General features: G+C 62.4%; 24 protein-coding genes. 15 read left to right on the forward strand and 9 right to left on the reverse strand.

The window, feature by feature from the left end:
- Window positions 1-109 precede the first annotated feature (109 nt).
- The 14 genes from AC07UR_RS16180 (at window position 110) to ureG (ending at window position 9,360) form a co-directional block, all read left to right on the forward strand.
- The gene (locus AC07UR_RS16180) at window positions 110-1,084 is read left to right on the forward strand and encodes a 2-hydroxyacid dehydrogenase (protein ID WP_209791083.1); all 975 of its coding nucleotides are present in this window, start codon (window positions 110-112) and stop codon (window positions 1,082-1,084) included.
- A gap of 117 nt (window positions 1,085-1,201) precedes the next feature.
- On the forward strand, window positions 1,202-2,035 hold the full coding sequence (locus AC07UR_RS16185) for an urease accessory protein UreD (RefSeq protein WP_209791082.1): 834 nt from the start codon (window positions 1,202-1,204) through the stop codon (window positions 2,033-2,035).
- Between the two features lie 25 nt (window positions 2,036-2,060).
- Window positions 2,061-2,363, forward strand: a complete 303-nt coding sequence (locus AC07UR_RS16190; RefSeq protein ID WP_025428139.1) for an urease subunit gamma — start codon at window positions 2,061-2,063, stop codon at window positions 2,361-2,363.
- 12 nt (window positions 2,364-2,375) lie between these two features.
- Window positions 2,376-2,630, forward strand: coding sequence for a DUF1272 domain-containing protein (locus tag AC07UR_RS16195; protein ID WP_209791081.1), 255 nt, complete (start codon window positions 2,376-2,378; stop codon window positions 2,628-2,630).
- Between the two features lie 18 nt (window positions 2,631-2,648).
- Window positions 2,649-2,954, forward strand: a complete 306-nt coding sequence (locus AC07UR_RS16200; protein ID WP_209791080.1) for an urease subunit beta — start codon at window positions 2,649-2,651, stop codon at window positions 2,952-2,954.
- An 8-nt stretch (window positions 2,955-2,962) separates the two neighbouring features.
- A complete protein-coding gene (locus AC07UR_RS16205; RefSeq protein ID WP_209791140.1) occupies window positions 2,963-3,376 on the forward strand; it encodes a lysozyme inhibitor LprI family protein in 414 nt (137 codons plus the stop codon).
- Between the two features lie 5 nt (window positions 3,377-3,381).
- Window positions 3,382-4,026, forward strand: a complete 645-nt coding sequence (locus tag AC07UR_RS16210; RefSeq protein ID WP_209791079.1) for a Urease operon accessory protein — start codon at window positions 3,382-3,384, stop codon at window positions 4,024-4,026.
- A 4-nt stretch (window positions 4,027-4,030) separates the two neighbouring features.
- Entirely contained in the window at window positions 4,031-5,743 is a 1,713-nt protein-coding gene (ureC, locus tag AC07UR_RS16215; RefSeq protein WP_209791078.1) for an urease subunit alpha, read from the forward strand.
- A gap of 64 nt (window positions 5,744-5,807) precedes the next feature.
- Window positions 5,808-6,452 (forward strand): TIGR02117 family protein, encoded by a 645-nt coding sequence (locus AC07UR_RS16220; RefSeq protein ID WP_327795865.1) that lies wholly within the window; start codon window positions 5,808-5,810, stop codon window positions 6,450-6,452.
- A 193-nt stretch (window positions 6,453-6,645) separates the two neighbouring features.
- Window positions 6,646-7,185, forward strand: a complete 540-nt coding sequence (locus AC07UR_RS16225; protein WP_173423898.1) for a peroxiredoxin — start codon at window positions 6,646-6,648, stop codon at window positions 7,183-7,185.
- A gap of 95 nt (window positions 7,186-7,280) precedes the next feature.
- Window positions 7,281-7,577 (forward strand): putative quinol monooxygenase, encoded by a 297-nt coding sequence (locus AC07UR_RS16230; protein WP_173423899.1) that lies wholly within the window; start codon window positions 7,281-7,283, stop codon window positions 7,575-7,577.
- Between the two features lies 1 nt (window position 7,578).
- Window positions 7,579-8,052, forward strand: a complete 474-nt coding sequence (gene ureE, locus AC07UR_RS16235) for an urease accessory protein UreE (RefSeq protein WP_209791076.1) — start codon at window positions 7,579-7,581, stop codon at window positions 8,050-8,052.
- Window positions 8,045-8,716 carry an urease accessory protein UreF gene (locus tag AC07UR_RS16240; RefSeq protein ID WP_209791139.1) on the forward strand — a complete coding sequence of 224 codons (672 nt, stop codon included), beginning with the start codon at window positions 8,045-8,047 and terminating at the stop codon, window positions 8,714-8,716. Before ureE ends, AC07UR_RS16240 begins: the two co-directional genes overlap by 8 nt.
- A 32-nt stretch (window positions 8,717-8,748) precedes the next feature.
- A complete protein-coding gene (ureG, locus tag AC07UR_RS16245) occupies window positions 8,749-9,360 on the forward strand; it encodes an urease accessory protein UreG (RefSeq protein WP_209791075.1) in 612 nt (203 codons plus the stop codon).
- 103 nt (window positions 9,361-9,463) lie between these two features.
- Here ureG and AC07UR_RS16250 read toward each other — a convergent pair whose 3' ends face one another.
- From AC07UR_RS16250 to AC07UR_RS16290, 9 genes are all read right to left on the reverse strand, one after another.
- A complete protein-coding gene (locus tag AC07UR_RS16250; protein WP_173423902.1) occupies window positions 9,464-10,144 on the reverse strand; it encodes a Crp/Fnr family transcriptional regulator in 681 nt (226 codons plus the stop codon).
- Window positions 10,145-10,278: 134 nt separating this feature from the next.
- The gene (locus tag AC07UR_RS16255; protein ID WP_209791074.1) at window positions 10,279-13,593 is read right to left on the reverse strand and encodes an efflux RND transporter permease subunit; all 3,315 of its coding nucleotides are present in this window, start codon (window positions 13,591-13,593) and stop codon (window positions 10,279-10,281) included.
- A 14-nt stretch (window positions 13,594-13,607) separates the two neighbouring features.
- Window positions 13,608-14,795 (reverse strand): efflux RND transporter periplasmic adaptor subunit, encoded by a 1,188-nt coding sequence (locus AC07UR_RS16260; protein WP_209791073.1) that lies wholly within the window; start codon window positions 14,793-14,795, stop codon window positions 13,608-13,610.
- A gap of 532 nt (window positions 14,796-15,327) precedes the next feature.
- Complete coding sequence (locus AC07UR_RS16265) at window positions 15,328-16,320, reverse strand: ABC transporter substrate-binding protein (RefSeq protein ID WP_173423905.1); 993 nt, start codon at window positions 16,318-16,320, stop codon at window positions 15,328-15,330.
- A gap of 50 nt (window positions 16,321-16,370) precedes the next feature.
- Window positions 16,371-17,240: an ABC transporter permease gene (locus AC07UR_RS16270; protein WP_209791072.1), complete on the reverse strand. Its 870-nt coding sequence runs from the start codon at window positions 17,238-17,240 to the stop codon at window positions 16,371-16,373.
- A complete protein-coding gene (locus AC07UR_RS16275) occupies window positions 17,237-18,121 on the reverse strand; it encodes an ABC transporter permease (protein ID WP_173423907.1) in 885 nt (294 codons plus the stop codon). Before AC07UR_RS16275 ends, AC07UR_RS16270 begins: the two co-directional genes overlap by 4 nt.
- Before the next feature lie 2 nt (window positions 18,122-18,123).
- Complete coding sequence (locus AC07UR_RS16280) at window positions 18,124-18,459, reverse strand: hypothetical protein (RefSeq protein ID WP_173423908.1); 336 nt, start codon at window positions 18,457-18,459, stop codon at window positions 18,124-18,126.
- A complete protein-coding gene (locus tag AC07UR_RS16285) occupies window positions 18,456-18,932 on the reverse strand; it encodes a GNAT family N-acetyltransferase (protein ID WP_209791071.1) in 477 nt (158 codons plus the stop codon). The genes AC07UR_RS16280 and AC07UR_RS16285 overlap by 4 nt, the downstream gene beginning before the upstream one ends.
- Entirely contained in the window at window positions 18,922-19,713 is a 792-nt protein-coding gene (locus AC07UR_RS16290; RefSeq protein ID WP_173423910.1) for an ABC transporter ATP-binding protein, read from the reverse strand. Before AC07UR_RS16290 ends, AC07UR_RS16285 begins: the two co-directional genes overlap by 11 nt.
- Before the next feature lie 121 nt (window positions 19,714-19,834).
- Between AC07UR_RS16290 and AC07UR_RS16295 the strand changes: the two genes are divergently transcribed.
- Entirely contained in the window at window positions 19,835-20,248 is a 414-nt protein-coding gene (locus tag AC07UR_RS16295; protein ID WP_173423911.1) for a cupin domain-containing protein, read from the forward strand.
- Window positions 20,249-20,259: the final 11 nt, after the last annotated feature.

Consider the following 20,259-nt stretch of genomic DNA (forward strand, 5'->3'; position numbering starts at 1 on the left):
TATCGCAAAACCGCGGCACACTTTTGCGCGACATGCGCCAGCGCAAGGCTGTCCCTCGCTGCCATTTCGTGCACTATCGCCGAACGATTCTGTTTTCAGAGGTTGCCCCATGAGTTCCAAGCCGCGCATTCTCGTCACCCGCAGATGGCCGCAAGCGGTCGAGCGCGCGTTGGCCGAGCGGTTCGATGTCTTGCTGAACGAGAACGATGCACCGATGTCGGCGGATCAGCTGGCGCAGGCGCTACGCGATTTTGATGCCGTGCTGCCGACGGTTTCCGACCGCCTGCCGGCAAGCCTGTTTGACGGTGGCGGCATCAGGGCAGGGATCCTCGGCAACTACGGCGTCGGTTACAACCACATCGACGTCGCCGCCGCCAAGGCCGCCGGTATCGTTGTTACCAACACGCCCGGCGTTCTGACCGATTGCACCGCCGACATCGCCATGACGTTGCTGCTGACCGTTGCGCGACGGGCGGGCGAGGGCGAGCGCCAGATCAGGGCGGGCGAATGGGCCGGCTGGCGGCCGACGCACATGATCGGAGCCAAAGTGACCGGCAAGACGCTCGGCATCATCGGTTTCGGCCGCATCGGCAAGGCGATGGCGAAACGCTGTCATTTTGGCTTTGACATGGAGGTGGTGTTCTACAACCGCTCGCGCGTCGATGCGGCGGAAGCCGCGCGCTACGGCGCGCGCCAGCTCGATACCGTCGACGAGGTGCTTGAGGTCGCCGACTTCGTTTCGCTGCATTGCCCGGGTGGCGGCGAGAACCGGCATCTCATCAATGCTGAGCGTCTGGCGAAGATGAAAAAGGCAGCCTATCTCGTCAACACCGCGCGCGGCGACGTGGTTGATGAGCCGGCACTGATCGAGGCGTTGACGAACGGCGTGATCAGGGGCGCCGGCCTCGACGTCTTCGAGGCCGAACCAAACGTACCGGCCGGGTTAAGGGCGCTCGAGAACGTCGTCCTGCTGCCGCATCTGGGCAGTGCGACCGAGGAAACGCGCGTTGCCATGGGCATGAAGGTGGTCGACAACATCACAGCCTTCTTCGACGGGCGCGAGCCGCCGGACAGGGTCGCCTGAGAGGGTGGCTGTTTGATGAGCACCCGCTGCTCATAAAGCGACCACGCTGCTGATTTTCTTTGCAAAACAACAGCTTGACTTGGCGCCTCAGGATGCCGACGATGTCGGACGATGAATATGAGCAATGCGGCAATCATCGCCCCGCAGCGGGCATTCGGAAAGGGACGGCTGGTCGCGAAAGCGGCCGTCGGGCGCACGCGCATTGCCGAGCTTTACCAGGAGGGCTGCGCCAAGATCCGGCTGCCGAAAACCTTCGACAGTTCCATGGAAGCCGTACTGATCAATTCGTCGGGTGGGCTCACCGGCGGCGACCGCATGGCCTGGGAGATCGAAGCCGGTCCCGCGACCGAGCTGACCGTCACTACGCAGGCCTGCGAGAAGATCTATAAGGCAAGTGCCGGCACGGTCGAGGTCGCGACACGCATCAAGGTGGCGGCCGGAGCGCGCGTCGACTGGCTGCCGCAGGAAACGATCCTGTTCGATCGGGCGTCGCTGACGCGCGCGCTCGACGTTGAGCTTGACGGCGACGCGACATTGCTGGCCGTCGAGGCCGTGCTTCTCGGCCGCAAGGCCATGGGCGAGGTGATGCAGGCGGGCCTCTTTCGTGACCGCTGGCGCATTCGCGTCGATGACAGGTTGCTGCACGCGGAAAATCTTACCTTCGCCGACGATATCGCCGCCCTTGTCGCCCGGACTGCCATCCTTCGTGGTCGCGTGGCGTTTGCGACGCTGTTTTACACCGGACCCGATTGCGAGATGCTGCTGCCGCAGCTGCGCACGCTCATCGACACTGAGGCGGGTGGAGGTGTCAGCCACATCCAGATCGCCGGCCTCGACAAGCTGGTCGGGCGCTTTGCGGCAGCCGACGGCTTCTCGCTCAGAAAAACCCTCATTCCGGTCATTTCGCACTTGCGCAAGCAGAAGACAGTGCCGAAAGTCTGGGTCCTCTAATCCGCAATCAAACCGGTGGCGACGCATGAATCTTACCCCGCGCGAAAAGGACAAGCTGTTGATTTCCATGGCCGCGATGGTTGCCCGTCGTCGCCTGGAGCGCGGCGTCAAGCTCAACCATCCAGAAGCGATCGCACTGATCACCGACTTCGTCGTCGAAGGCGCGCGTGACGGCCGATCGGTCGCGGAATTGATGGAGGCGGGCGCCCATGTGATTACCCGGGCGCAGGTGATGGAAGGCATTGCCGAAATGATCCACGACATCCAGGTGGAGGCGACCTTCCCTGACGGCACCAAGCTCGTCACCGTGCACGAACCGATCCGCTGAGGAGGCTGGGAGATGCTGGCACTGCGCCCGAATTGCGAATGCTGTGACAAGGATCTGCCGCCCGACAGCCGCGAAGCGATGATCTGCACCTTCGAGTGCACCTTCTGCGCCGATTGCGTCGAAGGCAAGCTCGGCGGATCCTGCCCGAACTGCGGCGGCGAGTTTACCCGTCGCCCGGTGCGACCCGCCGCGCTGCTTGTGAAATATCCGGCATCGACCGAACGGGTGCTGAAGCCGCAAGGCTGTGCCGGCGCCGACGCGGCTTGAGAGGGGAGTGAGCAAGACATGATCCCAGGGGAAATCATTGCCGCAAGCGGCGAAATCGAACTCAACCACGGGCTGGAGACGGTCACCATCGAGGTTTCCAACACCGGCGACCGGCCGGTGCAGGTCGGCAGCCACTACCATTTTGCCGAAACCAATGCCGGGCTCGATTTCGACCGCAGCGCTGCCCGTGGCAAGCGGCTCGACATTCCCGCCGGCACCGCTGTGCGTTTCGAGCCGGGGCAGAAACGGCAGGTCACGCTCATTCCGCTTTCGGGCAAGCGCGAGGTTTTCGGATTCCGCCAGCAGATCATGGGAAAGCTATAGAGATGAAGATGCGAACGATGCTTGTTGCCGGCGCCTTGCTGCTGGGCGCCATGCCTGTCCTGGCGCAGGAGGATGTCGATTGCGGCAATGCGACGACGCAGGCTGATATGAACATCTGCGCCAACGAGGAGTATGAGGCGGCCGATACCGAACTCAATACCGTCTACAAGCAGACCGTCGCGGCCATGCGCGCCAAGGACGCGGAGCTTGGCGACATCAGCGCCGACTATGTCGGTGCGGAGGAGGCGTTGAAAAAGGCGCAACGCGCCTGGATCGGCTATCGGGACGGCCAGTGCGAGCTTGCAGGCTTCGAGGCGAGGGGCGGATCGATGGAGCCGATGCTGGTGTCCGGCTGCCTGGCCCAACTGACCACGGCGCGCACCGAAGAACTCAAAGCTTTGCTCGAGCCCACGGAAAACTAGCTCACATGGCTCGCCGCACCATCATGATCGTCGGGAACGGAGAGGTGCCGGAGGGGGCTGCCGCCACCATCGATGCGGCCGATGTCGTTATTCGCTTCAACGACTGCCGGTCGGTTGGCGCCGGTGGAACGAAGACCGATATCGTCGCTGTCTGCAATACCGGGAGGCCGGCCCTTGCCATGCTCGGAGGTGGCCGCTGGAAGAACAGCGCCGCAGTGCGCCAATCCCGCGAGATCTGGTGCGTGCGGTCGGCTGAGAAGTTTGCCGGCATGCGCGCGGCATTGGCTGAAACGCATCCGGACCTCGATGATTTCTGCGATGACTATACCGCCGGTTTCGAGAGTTTTGCGGTGTCGACCGGTCGGGCGCACCGGATCATTTCCGTCGCCGCGCACGAGCAACTGGACGGGGATTTGGCGCAGTTTGCGCCCACCCCTTACGTCGTTCCGTCGAGTGGTATGGTTGTGATCGCCGACGTGCTCTCCGGTTTCGCATCGGCCGACGATGATATCGTCCTTGCCGGGTTCGGCCATGCCGGCTGGGCGCTGCACCCCTTCGGCGCCGAGCGTCGCTATGTCGACGCGCTTGTGGCCGAAGGCCGTCTTCGCCGTCTCTCCTCTTCTTCGTCAGACTTGTCCCAAGGAGCCTGAACCCATGCCCTACAAGATGTCGCGCGCGGCCTATGCCAACATGTTCGGCCCGACGGTCGGCGACAAGGTTCGGCTCGCCGATACGGAGCTTTTCATCGAGGTGGAGAAGGACTTCACCACCTATGGCGAGGAAGTGAAATTCGGCGGCGGCAAGGTCATCCGCGACGGCATGGGCCAAAGCCAGGTGACGCGGGCGGCGGGTGCCGTCGACAGTGTCATCACCAACGCGCTGATCGTCGACCACTGGGGTATCGTCAAGGCCGATATCGGCTTGAAGGACGGGCGCATCGCGGCAATCGGCAAGGCCGGCAATCCGGACATGCAGTCCGGGGTGACGATCATCGTCGGCCCCGGCACCGAGGTGATCGCGGGTGAGGGCAAGATCGTCACCGCCGGCGGGATGGACAGCCACATCCACTTCATCTGCCCGCAGCAGATCGAGGAAGCGCTGATGAGCGGGCTCACCTGCATGCTCGGCGGCGGCACGGGCCCTGCACACGGAACGCTTGCGACCACCTGCACACCGGGCCCGTGGCATCTCGCCCGCATGATCGAGGCGGCGGATGCCTTTCCGATGAACCTTGCCTTTGCCGGCAAGGGCAATGCCTCGCTTCCCGGCGCGCTGGTCGAGATGGTGCTGGCGGGGGCGACGTCGCTTAAGCTGCATGAGGACTGGGGCTCGACGCCGGCTGCCGTCGATTGCTGCCTCAGCGTTGCCGACGAGTACGACGTGCAGGTGATGATCCACACGGATACGCTGAACGAGAGTGGCTTCGTCGAGGACACGATCGCGGCGATCCGGGGCCGCACCATTCATGCCTTCCACACGGAAGGCGCCGGCGGTGGCCACGCGCCCGACATCATCAAGATCTGCGGCCAGCCGAACGTCATTCCCTCGTCGACCAACCCGACCCGGCCCTACACCAGGAACACGCTTGCCGAACACCTGGATATGCTGATGGTCTGCCATCACCTGTCGCCGTCGATCCCGGAAGATATCGCCTTTGCCGAAAGCCGGATCCGCAAGGAGACGATTGCTGCCGAAGACATCCTGCATGATATCGGCGCCTTCTCGATCATCTCGTCCGACAGCCAGGCGATGGGTCGTGTCGGCGAGGTGGCGATCCGCACCTGGCAGACCGCCGACAAGATGAAGCGCCAGCGCGGCGCACTGCCGCAGGAAACCGGCGACAACGACAATTTCCGGGTCAAACGCTACATCGCAAAATACACCATCAACCCGGCGATCGCCCATGGTCTCAGCCATGAGCTCGGTTCACTCGAAGTCGGCAAACGCGCCGACCTCGTCCTCTGGAACCCGGCCTTCTTCGGCGTAAAACCCGATCTGGTGGTGATCGGCGGAACGATCGCGGCAGCACCCATGGGCGATCCCAACGCCTCGATCCCGACACCGCAGCCGGTGCACTACCGGCCGATGTTCGGCGCCTATGGCAAGAGCCGCACGAATTCCTCCGTTACCTTCGTATCGCAGGCGTCGCTCGATGCCGGGCTTGCGGCCAGGCTCGGCGTCGCCAAGCAGCTGGTTGCGGTCAGGAACACGCGCGGCGGCATCGGCAAGGCATCGATGATCCACAACAACCTGACCCCGCATGTCGAGGTCGATCCGGAGACCTATGAGGTGCGTGCCGACGGCGAGCTTCTCACCTGCGAGCCGGCGACCGTGCTGCCGATGGCCCAGCGCTATTTCCTGTTCTGAGCGGCAAACGGCATTGTCTCGAAAAGGCGGTTTTTGGCGGGTCCTCAGATGGACCGCATATGGCGTGTCGGCACTTGTGCTCGCTGTCGTCCTTGGAACCATCGTGCCCCGGCCCCTGCTGCCGACGACGGCGACGGCGGCAGCATCGACGACCATCGGCGAACGCATCCTGATCCTCTCCGGTCCGATCCACACCGATATCGCCATTCCGCTCAATGAGGAGACCCGCGCGCGGTTCGGCTTCGCCGGCGAGGCGGGCGTGCCATTGGATCACCCGGAAGCCCGATGGCTGATCTTCGGTTGGGGCGGCCGTTCCTTCTATCTGGAAACGCCGACATGGTCGGAGCTGAAGCCGATGCCGGTCTTCAGGGCGCTGACGCTTGATCGCTCGGTGATGCACGTGGATATCGCCGGTCCGATCGTCGAGCCTCAGCCGTCGGTCGCAAGCGTAGGCTTGGAGCGTGGCGAATTCGAAAATCTGATGACGTTCATCGCTGGCAGCTTTGCCAGGAACGGCAGCGCCGTCATTCCGGTCGAAGGCTTTTCCTATGGCTATGCCGATCGCTTCTTCGAGGCGGAAGGCACATTCAATGCCCTGTTCGGTTGCAACACCTGGACGGCGCGGGCGCTGAGAGAAGCGGGATTGCAGACGGGTTTGTGGAATCCCTTGCCTTCCACCCTCGGCCTGTCTTTGCGGCTTCACAACTGAGACATGGCCGGGTTTGATACGCTCTCTCCAGGCATGCGCTCTCCGCATGCCTGCCATGCACCGGCGGGATTCGCTGCCTTTCGTGCTGCACCGCAGCGGAATTTCCGGTAGGAAGCGGGCTGATATTTTCCTCGACTGCGAATGTTCTCCCAAGGCCGCTCGCGATCGAGTGCCCGCACTGAAGGAGATGACCATGCTCGGCAGAAAAGTACCGTCCGTAACGTTCCGCACCCGCGTCCGCGATGAAGCCGTCGGCGGCTCCAACCCGTTCCGTTGGCAGGACGTTTCCTCCGACGATTACTTCGCCGGCAAGCGCGTCGTTCTGTTTTCGCTGCCGGGCGCCTTCACGCCCACCTGCTCGACCTTCCAGCTGCCTGACTTCGAAAAGCTGACGGCCGAATTCAACGCTGAAGGCGTTGACGAAATCTACTGCATCTCGGTCAACGACGCCTTTGTGATGAACGCCTGGGGCAAGTCGCAGAACCTCGAAAACGTCAAGCTGATCCCCGATGGTTCGGGCGAGTTCACTCGCAAGATGGGCATGCTGGTCGCCAAGGACAATCTCGGCTTCGGCATGCGCTCCTGGCGCTACGCCGCCGTCGTCGACAACGGCGTCGTCGTGCAGTGGTTCGAGGAAGAAGGCTATTCCGACAACTGCGACAGCGACCCCTATGGCGTTTCCTCGCCGCAGAACATTCTCGAAACGCTGAAGTCGCAGAAGCTCGCAGCCTGATCAGGCTGGCGAATGGGCCGATTTTTGAAACCCCGGTGCTAGCGCCGGGGTTTTTTATTGCTACACTGCGAGATGAAAAAGATGTCGAGGGTTCAATGGTTTACATTATCGCTTATCTGACGGCACACCCGGGCAAGGGCGCGGAAGTCCTGCCGCTGGCCGTACCACTGATCGAGGCCACACGTCGCGAAGCGGGCTGCATCAGCTACGAGCTCTATCAAAAGCCTGCCGACCCCGACACGCTGGTGTTCGTCGAAACCTGGAAGGACAAGGCGGCCGTCGACGCGCATTTCGCCGAACCGCATCTGAAGGCTTTTCAGGCCGCAATGGCGGATCTGCTGATCGAAGCGCGCATCGAACTCGTGCATCCGGAAAAGGTCGAGGTGCTCTGACATGCCCTATCGTTCGACCGAGGTGCTCTCGCCCGGGCCAAAGGACAAGACACCGCTGCACAGCATCACCCTGGCGCATGATGCACGCCATCTGCGCCGCAAGCTGCTGCATCTCGAAAACGACGATGTCGTCATGCTTGACCTCAAGGAAGCGGTGATGCTGGCCGACGGCGACTTTCTTGTGCTCGAAGGGGGCGGCCATATCCGCATTCTTGCCGCACCCGAGGCGCTTTACGAAATCCGCCCGCGCGACCCGCTGCATCTCGTCGAGCTGGCCTGGCATCTGGGCAACCGCCATCTGCCGGCGCAGATCGAGACCGGGCGCATCCTGATTGCCCGCGATCCGGTCATAAGGGCGATGCTCGAGGGACTGGGGGCGACGGTGGCTGAAATCTCCGAGCCTTTCCATCCGCTGCGTGGCGCTTACCATGCAGCCGGCGGCCACGATCACAGCCATCACCATCACCATGGCTGAACGGATCGACACGCAGGCGCTTCTTCGCCTCGTGGCCTGGCTGTCGCCGGCCTTTCCGGTCGGCGCCTTCTCCTATTCGAACGGATTGGAGCAAGCGGTTCACGATGGTCATGTCGGCGATGCCGAAAGCCTGCGGCGGTGGCTGGAGGCGCTGCTTTGCCACGGATCCGGCTGGAATGACGCGGTGTTGCTCGGCGAGGCCTATCGCGCCTTCGATGATCCGCTGCGACTTGCATCCGTCATCGCGCTTTCTGAAGCGATGGCGACGAGCCGCGAGCGGCACATGGAAACCCTGCTGCAGGGCGAGGCCTTTCTTGCTGCCGCGCGGCATTGGCCGCATCCCGTCTTTGAGCGGCTGGGTGAGGGCGTTGCCTATCCGGTCGCCGTCGGTGCCGTTGCCAGCGCACATGCGACGGGCCTCGAGCCGGCGATTGCCGCCTATCTGCACGCGTCGGTTTCGAACGCCGCATCGGTGGCCATCCGTTGTGGCGTCACCGGCCAGCGTGACGGCGTCGGCCTGATCGCGGCGCTGGAGCCGACGATTGCCGAGGTCGCGCGAAAGGCTAGCGCCGCATCGCTGGACGATCTTGGCTCGGCCACGATCACGGCCGATATTTCATCCCTCAGACACGAAACCCTGCATTCGCGGCTTTTCCGCTCCTGAAGCGTGAGCTCGGCCTTGAAAAGGAATGTCACATGGCATCGAAGAATGGTCCTCTGCGCGTCGGCATTGGCGGGCCTGTCGGCTCCGGCAAGACGGCACTGACCGACAAGCTCTGCAAGGCGATGCGGGAGAAATACTCCGTCGCCGTCGTTACCAATGACATCTATACAAAGGAAGATGCCGAGGCGCTGGTGCGCATGCAGGCGCTGCCGTCCGACCGCATCGTCGGCGTGGAGACCGGCGGCTGCCCGCACACGGCGATCCGCGAGGATGCGACGATAAACCTGCAAGCGATCGCCGATCTCAACCGGCGTTTTCCCGATCTTGATGTCGTCTTCATCGAATCCGGCGGCGACAATCTGGCTGCCACTTTCTCCCCTGATCTCGCCGACCTGACGATCTATGTCATCTCCGTCTGCCAGGGCGAGGAAATCCCGCGCAAGGGTGGGCCCGGGATCACCAGGTCGGACCTGCTTGTCATCAACAAGCGGGATCTCGCGCCCTATGTCGGCGCCGACCTCGACGTGATGGATCGCGACGCAACCCGGATGCGGGCGGACAAGCCCTTTGTCTTCACCGACATGAAACGCGGCGACGGCGTCAACCGGATCGTCGATTTCCTGACGTTGCACGGTGGGCTCTAAGGCCCGAGCAAGGTCGGCGGCGAAGCGATCCGCGACAAGGCAATCGCATCGTCGCCATCGCGCAGGACCAGATCCGGATTGAAGCTCGCAGTGCCTGTTATCGCTAGAAGCGCTCCAGCGCCTGGCGGTCATGGATCTCGATCATGCGCCCCTTGACGGTGACGCCAGAGCGACGAAGCGCCGAGAAGGCACGCGAGAGCGCCTCCGGTGCCAGGCCCAGCTTGCCGGCCAGCACATTCTTCTGGAACGGCAGCCGGAACGAGAAGGTGGTCGAGCCATCCGGGCAGTGCCCGAGTATGTAGCTGGCGACACGCTGAGGTGCCGTCAGCAGGCGATCTTCCGCAAGGCAATCCTCGGCCATCTGGCCGTGCCGGCAGAGCAGCTCCATCAGGGCCTGGGCGATATCCGGATATTGTTCGGCGAGCTTGCGCAGATTGCGGCTGTCGAGGCGGGCAATGGTCGAGGACCCGATCGCCTGCGCGTTGGCGGTGGCGCGGTTGCCGAGGAACATGGCGTTTTCGCCGAAAAGTTCACCCTTGGGGAAAACGGCGATGTCGGCCTCGCGTCCGTCCTTGCCGAGCCGATAGACCCGAACGAGACCGGACAGGACGCAGAAGACGCTGTCGACGGGTTCGTCCTGCTGAAACAGGATGTCGTGTTCCTCGTGGTTGGTTACCACGGCGCCTTCGAGAATGGCATCGGACGCTGCCGCTGACAGCGTCTCGAAGAAGCGGGAGCCGAGCAGCACCGCTTTGTCATTCGAGTTCAATCGCAAGGTCTTCATCGTACCGGCCCTAAACAAAAGTCGCATCAGGGTAGCCGGGCTTTTGAAACGTGAATTGACCTCGATCAAACAATTTTCACAAAAAAAGCCCGCACCGGTGGGTGCGGGCCCGATTGTCAGGTGATTTGTGCCGGCTATTCGGCGGCAAGCGCCGGATGGTTGATCACCTTGCCCGTGGACTTGCCCTTTGGCTGGCCGTCCTCGATCGTCTTCAGGCGCTCTTCCAGCCCTTCGATCGTCTTGCCCTGGTCGTTGACGAGTTCGGTCAGCGCCTCGCGATCAAGCGGCAGGTTTTCCTCGTCCTTCTTGCCGACGAAGCGGCCGAAGATCCAGGCGAGCAGGCGCGACAGATCGTCCATGATCAGGAAGAAGGACGGGACCACGACGAGGCTGAGCACCGTCGAGACGATGATGCCGCCGATCACCGCGATCGCCATCGGCGCACGGAACGAACCGCCTTCGCCGACGCCGAGCGCTGAGGGCAACATGCCTGCCGACATGGCGATCGAGGTCATGATGATCGGGCGGGCGCGCTTGCGGCCCGCTTCGATCATCGCCTGCGTGCGTTCCATGCCGTGATGCATCATCTCGATGCCGAAATCGACCAGCAGGATCGCGTTCTTGGTGACGATGCCCATCAACATCAGGATGCCGATCAGAACCGGCATCGACAGCGAGTTCTGTGTCAGGATCAGGCCACCTGCGACGCCGCCCATGGCGAGCGGTAGCGAGAACAGGATGGTGAAAGGCTGGATCACATCCTTGAACAGCAGGATCAGCACCACCAGCACCAGCATCAGGCCGAGCAGCATGGCGTTGACGAAGCTGACCTGCATCTCCTCCTCAACCTCGGCGTCACCGCTCTTGAGGAGTTGCACGGTGCTTGGCATCTCGGCTTCGGCCGCGATCTGCTCGAAGCGAGCCGAGGCGGTATTGAGCGCCACGCCGATCGGCAGGTCCGCGCCGAGCGCAACGACGCGGTTGCGATCGTAACGTTTGATCGAGCTCGGGCCTTCCGAATAGTTGATGTCGGCAACACTCGACAGCGGCACTGTCGCGCCTGAAGCGGTCTGGATCTTCAGATTGCGGATCGCGGCGATATCCGTGCGGAAGTCGCGATTGATCTGCACGCGGATCGGGATGAGCCGGCCGTCGAGGGCAATCTTCGTCAGGGCCGCGTCGATGTCGCCGATGGTGGCAACGCGGATGACTTCCGAGATCTGCGCGGTGGTGATGCCAAGGCGCGACATCTGCTCGTCCCGCGGACGGATCTGCAATTCCGGACGGGGCAGGGCGCCGTCAGGGCTGACATTGGCCAGCAGCGGATCACTGCGCAGCTTGGCTTCGAGAATGGCAACGGCCTGGTCCAGATCCTTCTCGTTGTTGGAAAGCAGGTTGAAGGAGAGCTCTCGCTCGCCGCGGTCGTTGAGCTTGATCACACGGACATCAGGCAGATCGCGGACGCGGGCAAAGATTTCCTTTTCGATCTGCGCCTGAGGAATGATGCGGCCTTCCGGCTCAAGCTTCGGCAGGTATTGGCCGATGACCGGCAGGCGGCCAAGTACGTCGTTGACGACCTTGTTGAGAAGCGAGTGATCGCGCTTTTCCAAAAGCACCGTCACCGTGGCCCGGCGCAGTTCCAGGTCGCCCTTGGGCGAGGCGCCGCCGAGCACGAAGACGCTTTCGACGCCATCGAGGTCCTTGACCCTTTCGTAGATTTGCGCCGTCGTTCGGTCCGTGTCTTCGAGCATGGCGTCCGGCGCCAGTTCGACGGAGAGGCTGACGCGCGACGTGTCGTCCGGAGGCAGGAACCCGCCCGGCACGAACATGAACAGTGCGATGACGGATGCCACGGTCACGCCGATTGCGACGAGCACTGTCAGATAGCGCATGTACCAGCGCTTCGTTGTTGCATGCACCAGACGCGTATACTTGCGCATCAGGTAGCCGTCTTCGAGCTGATGTGCTTCCAGTTTGGACGGACGCATCATGTAGGCGGCCATGACGGGCGTGATCAGCCGCGCAACCAGCAGCGAGAAGAACACCGAGACGGCCACGGTCAGGCCGAACTGGATGAAGTACTGGCCGACGATGCCCGGCATGAACGACACCGGTATGAAAACCGCGATGATCGTGAAGGTGGTGGCGATAACCGCAAGGCCGATTTCGTCCGCCGCCTCGATTGCCGCCCGATAGGGCGATTTGCCCATATGGATATGGCGCTCGATGTTCTCGATCTCGACGATCGCGTCGTCGACGAGAATGCCGGTTGCGAGCGTCAAGGCCAGGAAGCTGACGAGGTTGAGCGAGAAGCCGAGCAGTTCCATGACCCAGAAGGTCGGGATTGCCGAGAGCGGCAGGGCGACGGCGCAAATCAGCGTGGCGCGCCAGTTGCGCAGGAACAGCATGACCACGATGACGGCGAGCAAAGCGCCTTCCATCAGCGTGTGCAGCGCGGCTTCATAGTTGCCGTAGGTGAAGTAGACGGAATCGTCGACCATCTCGATGGTGACGTCAGGGTTTGCTGCCTTGATCTTCTCCAGCGACTTGGCGACGGTCTCGGCAACGCTGACTTCGCTGGCGCCCTTGGCGCGGAAGACCGCGAAGGTCACGCCGGGATTGCCGTTGAAGCGCGAGAAGGAGCGGGGCTCCTCATAGGTGTCGGTCACCGTGCCGAGTTCGGAAAGGCGTACGAAACGCCCGCTCGGAACCGAGATCATCGTGTTGGCGAGTTGATCGACATTGCGGGCATCGCCGAGCGTGCGGATTGCCTGCTCGCTGCCGCCCACCTGGCCGCGGCCGGAGCCCAGGTCCATGTTCATGCGACGAAGCTGGGCGTTGACGTCGGCAGCGGTTATGCCGAGTGAGTTCAGCTTGTCCTCGTTGAGCTCGACGCGAACCTCGCGGTCGGCGCCGCCATAGCGGTCGACGCGGCCGATGCCGCTCTTGCCCTGAATTTCGCGCTTGATGACGTCGTCGACGAACCAGGAGAGCTCTTCGAGCGACATGCCGGGTGCCGAGACCGAGAAGGTCTGGATCGCCTGTCCCTCGACGTCGACCTTGGAGACGATCGGTTCCTCGATCGAGGTGGGAAGGTCTCCGCGCACACGGTCGATGGCGTCCTTGACGTCCTGGACGGCCTGCGTCGTCGGCACTTCCATGCGGAAGATCACGGCTGTGGTCGATGTGCCGTCATTGATCGTCGACTGGATATGGTCGACGCCGGTGACGCTGGCGACCGCGTCCTCGATTTCCTTCGTAACCTGGGTCTCGAGTTCGGCCGGCGAGGCGCCGCTCTGCGCCACGCTGATCGATACGATCGGCACGTCGATGTTGGGGAAGCGGGTGATCGGCAGGCTGTTGAACGACTGATAGCCGAGCACGAGCAGCACGAAAAAGGCGAGGATCGGAGCGATCGGATTGCGGATGGACCAGGCTGAGAAGTTCATGGTCACGGTTCCTGTCAGTTGGTCGCTGGTTGCGCTGATTTGACGGGGTTGATGTGGTCGCCGTCACGCACATAGGCGCCGGCCCTGGCCACGACCTGCTCGCCGGCCCTCAACCCTTCGACCACCTCGACGAACTTGCCGTCGGAGATGCCGGTCTTCACCGGAATGATGTTCACCACGCCGTTCTCGACCTTGCGCACGATGGTCTTGCCGTCCTCGTTGGTAACCGCTGTTTGCGGCAGAACGACAGCGGTCTTCTCTTCAGCGGTGATGATGGCGTTGGCATACATGCCGGAACGTGCCTTGGAAGTGTCCTTGAGGCTGATGAAGACGGTGCCGAGGCGCGAAACGGGATCGACCGTCGGCGCGATCAGGCGAATGGCGCCCTCGACCTTGGTGTTTCCGCCGGCAAGCGTGATCGTCGCCGGCTGGCCGACGGCAAGCTTGATGATATCGGCTTCGGCGACATCGGCCTTCATTTCGATAGCGCCATCGCGGATCAACGCAAACAGCGGTTCGCCGCTGCCATTGGCGATCGCGCCGATCTTGGCGTTCTTGGCGGAGATGATGCCGGCGACCGGTGCCTTGACCTCGGTGCGGGTGAGGCGGAGATCGATGTCGTCGATCTGGGCCTGCGCCACCTTGATATCGGCATTGGAGACGGCAACGGCCTGTTCGGCGGAGCGGACGCGGGCGCGGGTGGCTGCGGCAAGAGCGCGGACACGATCGGCCTCTGCTGTCGAGACGGTGCCGTTCTTGGCAAGCTCGGCGTTGCGATCGCTGACGCGTGTCGCTTCCTCGGAATTTGCCTTGGCTTCGCTGAGCTGAGCGTTGAGTTGCGCAAGCCCGGCTTCCGCCTTGGCGAGTGAGGCTTCGAGCTGGCTCTTTTCAAGCCGCAGCGCGTCATCGTTGAGAACGACCAGCACGCTGCCTTCTTCGACCTTGTCACCGATGTCGACATTCAGTGAGCGGATCGACAATCCCTCGACCAGCGGCGCGACATAGACCTGCTCCACCGCCTGTATCGTCCCGGTTGCAACGACCCGATCGCTGATCGACTGATCGACGGCTTCTGTCACGACGATTGATGGCAGGCTGTGCGCCGGCGGAGCCTTGGCTGCGTCCTCGGCAAATGCACTTGAAAATGGGGCAATGATCATCGCAGCGAAAACGCTGAGAGCAGGTATTACTTTGTGAGCCATCGGCTTTACAATCCCGGCAACGGAAACGACATAAAGAGGATCTGCGCCTTTCAAGGCTGGACCCCTGCACAATCAAGCGATTATCAGTTTCGCCGACACCTGTTTTCGCCGACCAGCGAAACAAGGCATAGGCGCACGGCCATTGTATTCATGCGCCGCACACACGGTATCAGACCGTGAGAGCAGGCAGAACTGGGACCTAATCCCGCAGGCAAAACATTCGGAAAATGAACTCCTCCGTGTTGCTTGCCTCCAACAAACATCCGCGCCTATGTAATCTTGACATCATGTGCTTACAAGTGCGGTGAAGTGATGGTTCCTCAATATTTCTCCCGTTCTGCAGTCTTGGTTGCAATCTCGACACGATCTTGACAATTGAGGCGCATCAACCGCCCGTTGGCCTCGAATTGCCACCCCCACGCCCGGACGTTCGAGGCAACGCTTGCGGGACATGAACGGCCCGTACAGAAACGGAAGAGGGCCGCGCGATTGATATCGCGCGACCCTCTTCTGCAGTTCGGTTCGCTTCTTCTTATTTCAGGGCCGCGTCGGTGATCTCGTGCGTCCAGGCGCCTTGCGGCTCCTTGGAGATAACGGGATCGGAACCGCCCGAAAGCAGAGACTGCACGGTCCGCTTGTAGTCGGCTTCATCGAGCGCGCCGTTCGAGCCGGCGGTCAGCTTGGCAACTTCACCCATCATGCGCTTCTGGTGTTTTTCAGTCTGGGCACCGGTCGAGTCGTTTTCGAGAACGATACCGGCTGCTTCATCCGGGTTTTCCTCGGCGTACTTCCAGCCCTTCATCGAGGCGCGCACGAACTTGACCATCTTCTCCTTGAAGGCCGCATCCTTGAGCTTGTCTTCGAGCACGTAGAGGCCGTCTTCGAGCGTCGCCACGCCCTGGTCTTCGTACTGGAAGGTGACGAGATCATCCGGCTTGATGCCGGCGTCGATCACCTGCCAATACTCGTTGTAGGTCATGGTCGAGATGCAGGCCGCTTGCTTCTGGATCAGAGGATCGACGTTGAAGCCCTGCTTGAGCACGGTCACGCCGTTCGGTCCGCCATCCGTCGGAATCTTCAGGTGCGACATCCAGGACAGGAACGGATACTCGTTGCCGAAGAACCAGACGCCGAGCGTATGGCCCTTGAACTTGTCCGGGCTGGTGACTCCGCTTTCCTTGAGGCAGGTCAGCATCATGCCCGACTTCTTGAAGGGCTGGGCGATGTTGACGAGGGGCACGCCCTTTTCGCGGGTGGCAAGCGCTGACGGCATCCAGTCGACGACGACGTCGGCGCCGCCGCCGGCAATCACCTGGGCAGGCGCGATATCCGGGCCGCCGGGCTTGATGTCGACGTCGAGGCCTTCTTCTTCGTAGAAGCCCTTGTCCTTGGCGACGTAGTAACCGGCGAACTGGGCCTGCGTGACCCATTTCAGCTGCAGTGTCACCTTGTCGGCGGCTTGGGCGTGGAACGCTGTAAGCGAAAAGACGCCTGCGGCGAGAAGCGATGCAAGTCTCTTGTTCATGTCAGTTCCCTCTTGTTTTTGCTTCATTTTCTTTGGATCACTGCGTGTTCTCAGGCGCGCCCTCCGCGAATGGAAGGATGCCAGAAGGTGACGGCGCGCTCGATGAGCGCCACCACCCCGTAGAAAGCCGAACCTGCCACCGCCGCGACGGCGATTTCGGCCCAGACCATGTCGACGTTCATGCGGCCCACTTCCGTGGAGATCCGGAACCCCATGCCGACAATGGGTGTCCCGAAGAATTCGGCGACGATGGCACCGATCAGCGCCAGGGTGGAATTGATCTTGAGCGCGTTGAAGATGAACGGCCAGGCGGCCGGTAGCCGCAGCTTGATCAGTGTCTGCCACCAGGAGGCGGCATAGGTGCGCATCAGGTCACGCTCCATGTGGCTGGACGCCGCCAGGCCGGCGATGGTGTTCACCAACATCGGGAAGAACGTCATGATGACGACGACGGCGACCTTGGATTGCCAGTCGAAGCCGAACCACATGACCATGATCGGCGCGACGCCGATGACCGGCAGCGCCGAGACGAAGTTGCCGAGCGGCAGCAGCCCCTTTTGCAGGAACGGCGAGCGATCGATAAGGATGGCAACGACGAAGCCGAGGCCGCAGCCGAGCGCATAACCCGTCAGTACCGCCTTCAGGAACGTCTGGCGGAAGTCGGCCATCAGTGTCGGCACCGAGTTGATCAGGCGCTGCCAGATCATCGACGGTGCCGGCAGCAGCACCGAGGGCACGGAAAAACCGCGCACGATGCCTTCCCAGAGCACCAGGAGCGTGATGCCGAAAAGGACCGGCACGGCGAAGTGCGCCGCCCGATTGGCAATTTCGCTTTCAAAACGCTGGCGCACCAGCCATTCGTTGAAAGCCCAGGCGGCAAGCCAGAAGATGATAGCAGCAACGAGGATCGGTAGGTTCATGGCTTGGCCCCCATGCGCTTGAGGACGGCGGTATGCGCAAAGCCGACAATCATGACGAGGACCGCGGCGAGCGCTGCCGCCATGAACAGGGCCGACCAGATCTGCACCGTCTGGCCATAATAGGAGCCGGCGAGCAGGCGGGCGCCGAGGCCGGCGACGGCCCCTGTCGGCAACTCGCCGACGATCGCGCCGACGAGCGAGATCGCCACCGCAACCTTCAGCGACGTGAAGAGATAGGGCATCGACGACGGCCAGCGCAGTTTCCAGAAGGTCTGTGCCTGCGAGGCGTTGTAGGTGTGCATCAGATCGAGTTGGATCGCCTCGGGACTGCGCAGGCCCTTCACCATGCCGACGACGACCGGGAAGAACGAGAGGTAGGTCGAGATCAGCGCCTTCGGCAAAAGCCCGGAGATGCCGATCGCGTTGAGGACGACGATGATCATCGGTGCCACGGCAAGGATCGGGATCGTCTGGCTGGCGATGACCCACGGCATCAGCGACCGGTCCATTGCGCGGTTGTGCACGATGCCGATGGCGAGCAGAATGCCGAGTACACCGCCGATACCGAAGCCGAGCAGGGTGGCCGAAAGCGTGATCCAGGCGTGATAGACGAGGCTGCGCTTCGAGGTGATCGGCTTGTTGACGGTCGTGTCCCAGATTTCGGCGATCACCTGGTGCGGCGCTGGCAGCACGGGGCGCTCCTGCGCCATGGTGTTGTGGACGATCTGCGAGAAACTGATTTCGGTGCCGGCGCGGGCAGCCGTGTCGCGCTCGAACGGCGCGTTGAGGTATACGACCGCGACATACCAGATGATGATCAGCACTGCGACGACCGTGCCGACGGGCAGGAGTTTGTCTCGAACAAAGCTTTCCTCGCGCATCGTCACGCCTTTCCGCTTGTCGGCAGCAACATCAGGCCCATGGCGGCGATGCCGAGCATGACGCCGGCCGCCTGGGTGAGGCTCAGCCTTTCGCCGAAGACGGCAAAGGCGATGATGTTGACGAGGACCAGTTGCACGATGGCCGACAGCGAGATCGCAAGACCAAGGCCGCCATCGCGCATCAGTTTGACCATGATGATGTTGCCGACCATGTAGAGCCCGAGTGCCAGAACCAGCACGCCGATATGGCTGTTGGACACATAGGCGCGCGAAGCCGTCGCGCCGCCGAGAAAGATGGTGGTGGCAAGCAGCAGCCAGAGCACATAGGCAAGGGTCATGGCTGTCCCTCCGCCCCACGCCAATGATAGAGGATGTCGGGCAGGCTTTCCTCGTTGTCGCCATCGGTCCGGCGAACTGCCGAAAACCCCTGTCTTTCATAGAAGCGCTGAGCCCTGTCGTTTGCGACGAAAGTCCAGAGGTTCAATTCCTGTGGCGACAGCATCTTGGCAGTGCCGAGCAGGTCTCTGCCGACGCCCATGCCGCGATCAGGTGTGTCGATGTAAAGCGCTGTCACATAGTGATCGCTGGAGAGCGCCATGAAACCTGCGATCCGCTCGTCCCGCTCTGCAACGATCACGGTGCGTTCGGGAAAAACCGTCTCGCTGTAATATCGCGCGACGTCGGCATGGTCGTGGATGCGAGGCATCCAGGGCGTCGCATCGATCCAGCGGTTGAGAATGTCGGCGCAGGCGCTCATGTCGCCGTGTGTCGCCGGACGGCAGACGGTCAAAGACGCCGCGCTACTCCTCATAGCTGTGTCCCGCTCTCAGGCCCTCGCGCACGCGGTGGGCGACTTCGAGAAACTCGGGCGTTTCGCGGATGCCGAGCGGGCGCTCGCGCGGCAGGGGCGATTCGATGATGTCGGTGACGCGGCCGGGGCGGGGGCTCATCACCACGATCTTGGTGGAGAGATAGACGGCTTCGGGAATAGAATGGGTGACGAAACAGATCGTCTTGTTCGTCCGCGCCCAGAGCTTCAGAAGCTGCTCGTTCAGATGGTCGCGAACGATCTCGTCGAGCGCGCCGAAGGGCTCGTCCATCAACAGGAGATCGGCGTCGAAGGCCAATGCGCGCGCGATCGAGGCGCGCTGCTGCATGCCGCCGGAAAGCTGCCAGGGATATTTCTTGCCGAAACCTGTCAGGTTGACGAGATCGAGCGTGCGGTCGATGCGCGCTTGTCTCTCCGCCTTGGAATAGCCCATGATTTCCAACGGCAGGGCGATGTTGTTCTCGATGGTGCGCCAGGGATAGAGTGCGGCCGCCTGAAACACATAGCCATAAGCACGTTGCTTCCGGGCTTCCTCGGGCGTCATGCCGTTGACGGTGATGGTACCGGAGGTCGCCTTTTCGAGATCGGCGATGACGCGCAGGAACGTCGTCTTGCCGCAGCCGGACGGGCCGATGAACGACACGAAATCGCCCTTGGCCACATCCAGGTTGACGCCGGTCAGGGCGTTGACCGGGCCGTCGGCAGTCTCGAAGGTCAGGCAGAGGTCCCGGGCCGAAACCACGGATGCGGTATTGGACGTCATCGGCGAATACTCATTCTGGCTTGGCTGTGTCAGACTGCTATCCGGACCGGCAACATGCAATCGCGGATTTGCAAGCGGAGCCGTTTGCTGCTGGTTTTTCAGGGAATTCTGGAGAACAGTCATGTCTCGATCATCCAATCCTGGCTGTCGCGTGGTTCGCCCCGGCAGCGGATATGCCGGAAAGCAGGGGCTCAGCTATTTCGAGGGCATTGCGGCGGAGACCGTCGGCGCGACCGGCATCTGCATGCACCTGTTGACGATCCCGCCCGGCGCGCGTGCCAAGGCGCATCTGCACGAGAGCCACGAGACGGCGATCTATGTGCTGTCGGGCGAGGCGCACACCTGGTTCGGCCAGCGGCTCGAGGAGCATGTGGTCGTTCGCGCCGGCGAAATGTTCTACATTCCGGCCGGCGTGCCGCACCTGCCGGCAAATCTCTCCGACGCACCCTGTTCGGCCGTCATCGCCCGCACCGACCCCAAGGAGCAGGAAAGCGTCGTTCTGCTGCCGGAGCTCGACGCCCTCGTGCCTGGCTGAGGCGATGGGAA

It is taken from the genome of Ensifer sp. GW821-FHT05G01, from assembly GCF_059419585.1.

Coding starts and splice junctions, on each gene's coding strand:
- AC07UR_RS16180 (WP_209791083.1), top strand. CDS start 110: ATGAGTTCCAAGCCGCGCATTCTCGTCACCCGCAGATGGCCGCAAGCG.
- AC07UR_RS16185 (WP_209791082.1), top strand. CDS start 1,202: ATGAGCAATGCGGCAATCATCGCCCCGCAGCGGGCATTCGGAAAGGGA.
- AC07UR_RS16190 (WP_025428139.1), top strand. CDS start 2,061: ATGAATCTTACCCCGCGCGAAAAGGACAAGCTGTTGATTTCCATGGCC.
- AC07UR_RS16195 (WP_209791081.1), top strand. CDS start 2,376: ATGCTGGCACTGCGCCCGAATTGCGAATGCTGTGACAAGGATCTGCCG.
- AC07UR_RS16200 (WP_209791080.1), top strand. CDS start 2,649: ATGATCCCAGGGGAAATCATTGCCGCAAGCGGCGAAATCGAACTCAAC.
- AC07UR_RS16205 (WP_209791140.1), top strand. CDS start 2,963: ATGCGAACGATGCTTGTTGCCGGCGCCTTGCTGCTGGGCGCCATGCCT.
- AC07UR_RS16210 (WP_209791079.1), top strand. CDS start 3,382: ATGGCTCGCCGCACCATCATGATCGTCGGGAACGGAGAGGTGCCGGAG.
- ureC (WP_209791078.1), top strand. CDS start 4,031: ATGCCCTACAAGATGTCGCGCGCGGCCTATGCCAACATGTTCGGCCCG.
- AC07UR_RS16225 (WP_173423898.1), top strand. CDS start 6,646: ATGCTCGGCAGAAAAGTACCGTCCGTAACGTTCCGCACCCGCGTCCGC.
- AC07UR_RS16230 (WP_173423899.1), top strand. CDS start 7,281: ATGGTTTACATTATCGCTTATCTGACGGCACACCCGGGCAAGGGCGCG.
- ureE (WP_209791076.1), top strand. CDS start 7,579: ATGCCCTATCGTTCGACCGAGGTGCTCTCGCCCGGGCCAAAGGACAAG.
- AC07UR_RS16240 (WP_209791139.1), top strand. CDS start 8,045: ATGGCTGAACGGATCGACACGCAGGCGCTTCTTCGCCTCGTGGCCTGG.
- ureG (WP_209791075.1), top strand. CDS start 8,749: ATGGCATCGAAGAATGGTCCTCTGCGCGTCGGCATTGGCGGGCCTGTC.
- AC07UR_RS16250 (WP_173423902.1), bottom strand. CDS start 10,144: ATGAAGACCTTGCGATTGAACTCGAATGACAAAGCGGTGCTGCTCGGC.
- AC07UR_RS16255 (WP_209791074.1), bottom strand. CDS start 13,593: ATGAACTTCTCAGCCTGGTCCATCCGCAATCCGATCGCTCCGATCCTC.
- AC07UR_RS16260 (WP_209791073.1), bottom strand. CDS start 14,795: ATGGCTCACAAAGTAATACCTGCTCTCAGCGTTTTCGCTGCGATGATC.
- AC07UR_RS16265 (WP_173423905.1), bottom strand. CDS start 16,320: ATGAACAAGAGACTTGCATCGCTTCTCGCCGCAGGCGTCTTTTCGCTT.
- AC07UR_RS16270 (WP_209791072.1), bottom strand. CDS start 17,240: ATGAACCTACCGATCCTCGTTGCTGCTATCATCTTCTGGCTTGCCGCC.
- AC07UR_RS16275 (WP_173423907.1), bottom strand. CDS start 18,121: ATGCGCGAGGAAAGCTTTGTTCGAGACAAACTCCTGCCCGTCGGCACG.
- AC07UR_RS16280 (WP_173423908.1), bottom strand. CDS start 18,459: ATGACCCTTGCCTATGTGCTCTGGCTGCTGCTTGCCACCACCATCTTT.
- AC07UR_RS16285 (WP_209791071.1), bottom strand. CDS start 18,932: ATGAGGAGTAGCGCGGCGTCTTTGACCGTCTGCCGTCCGGCGACACAC.
- AC07UR_RS16290 (WP_173423910.1), bottom strand. CDS start 19,713: ATGACGTCCAATACCGCATCCGTGGTTTCGGCCCGGGACCTCTGCCTG.
- AC07UR_RS16295 (WP_173423911.1), top strand. CDS start 19,835: ATGTCTCGATCATCCAATCCTGGCTGTCGCGTGGTTCGCCCCGGCAGC.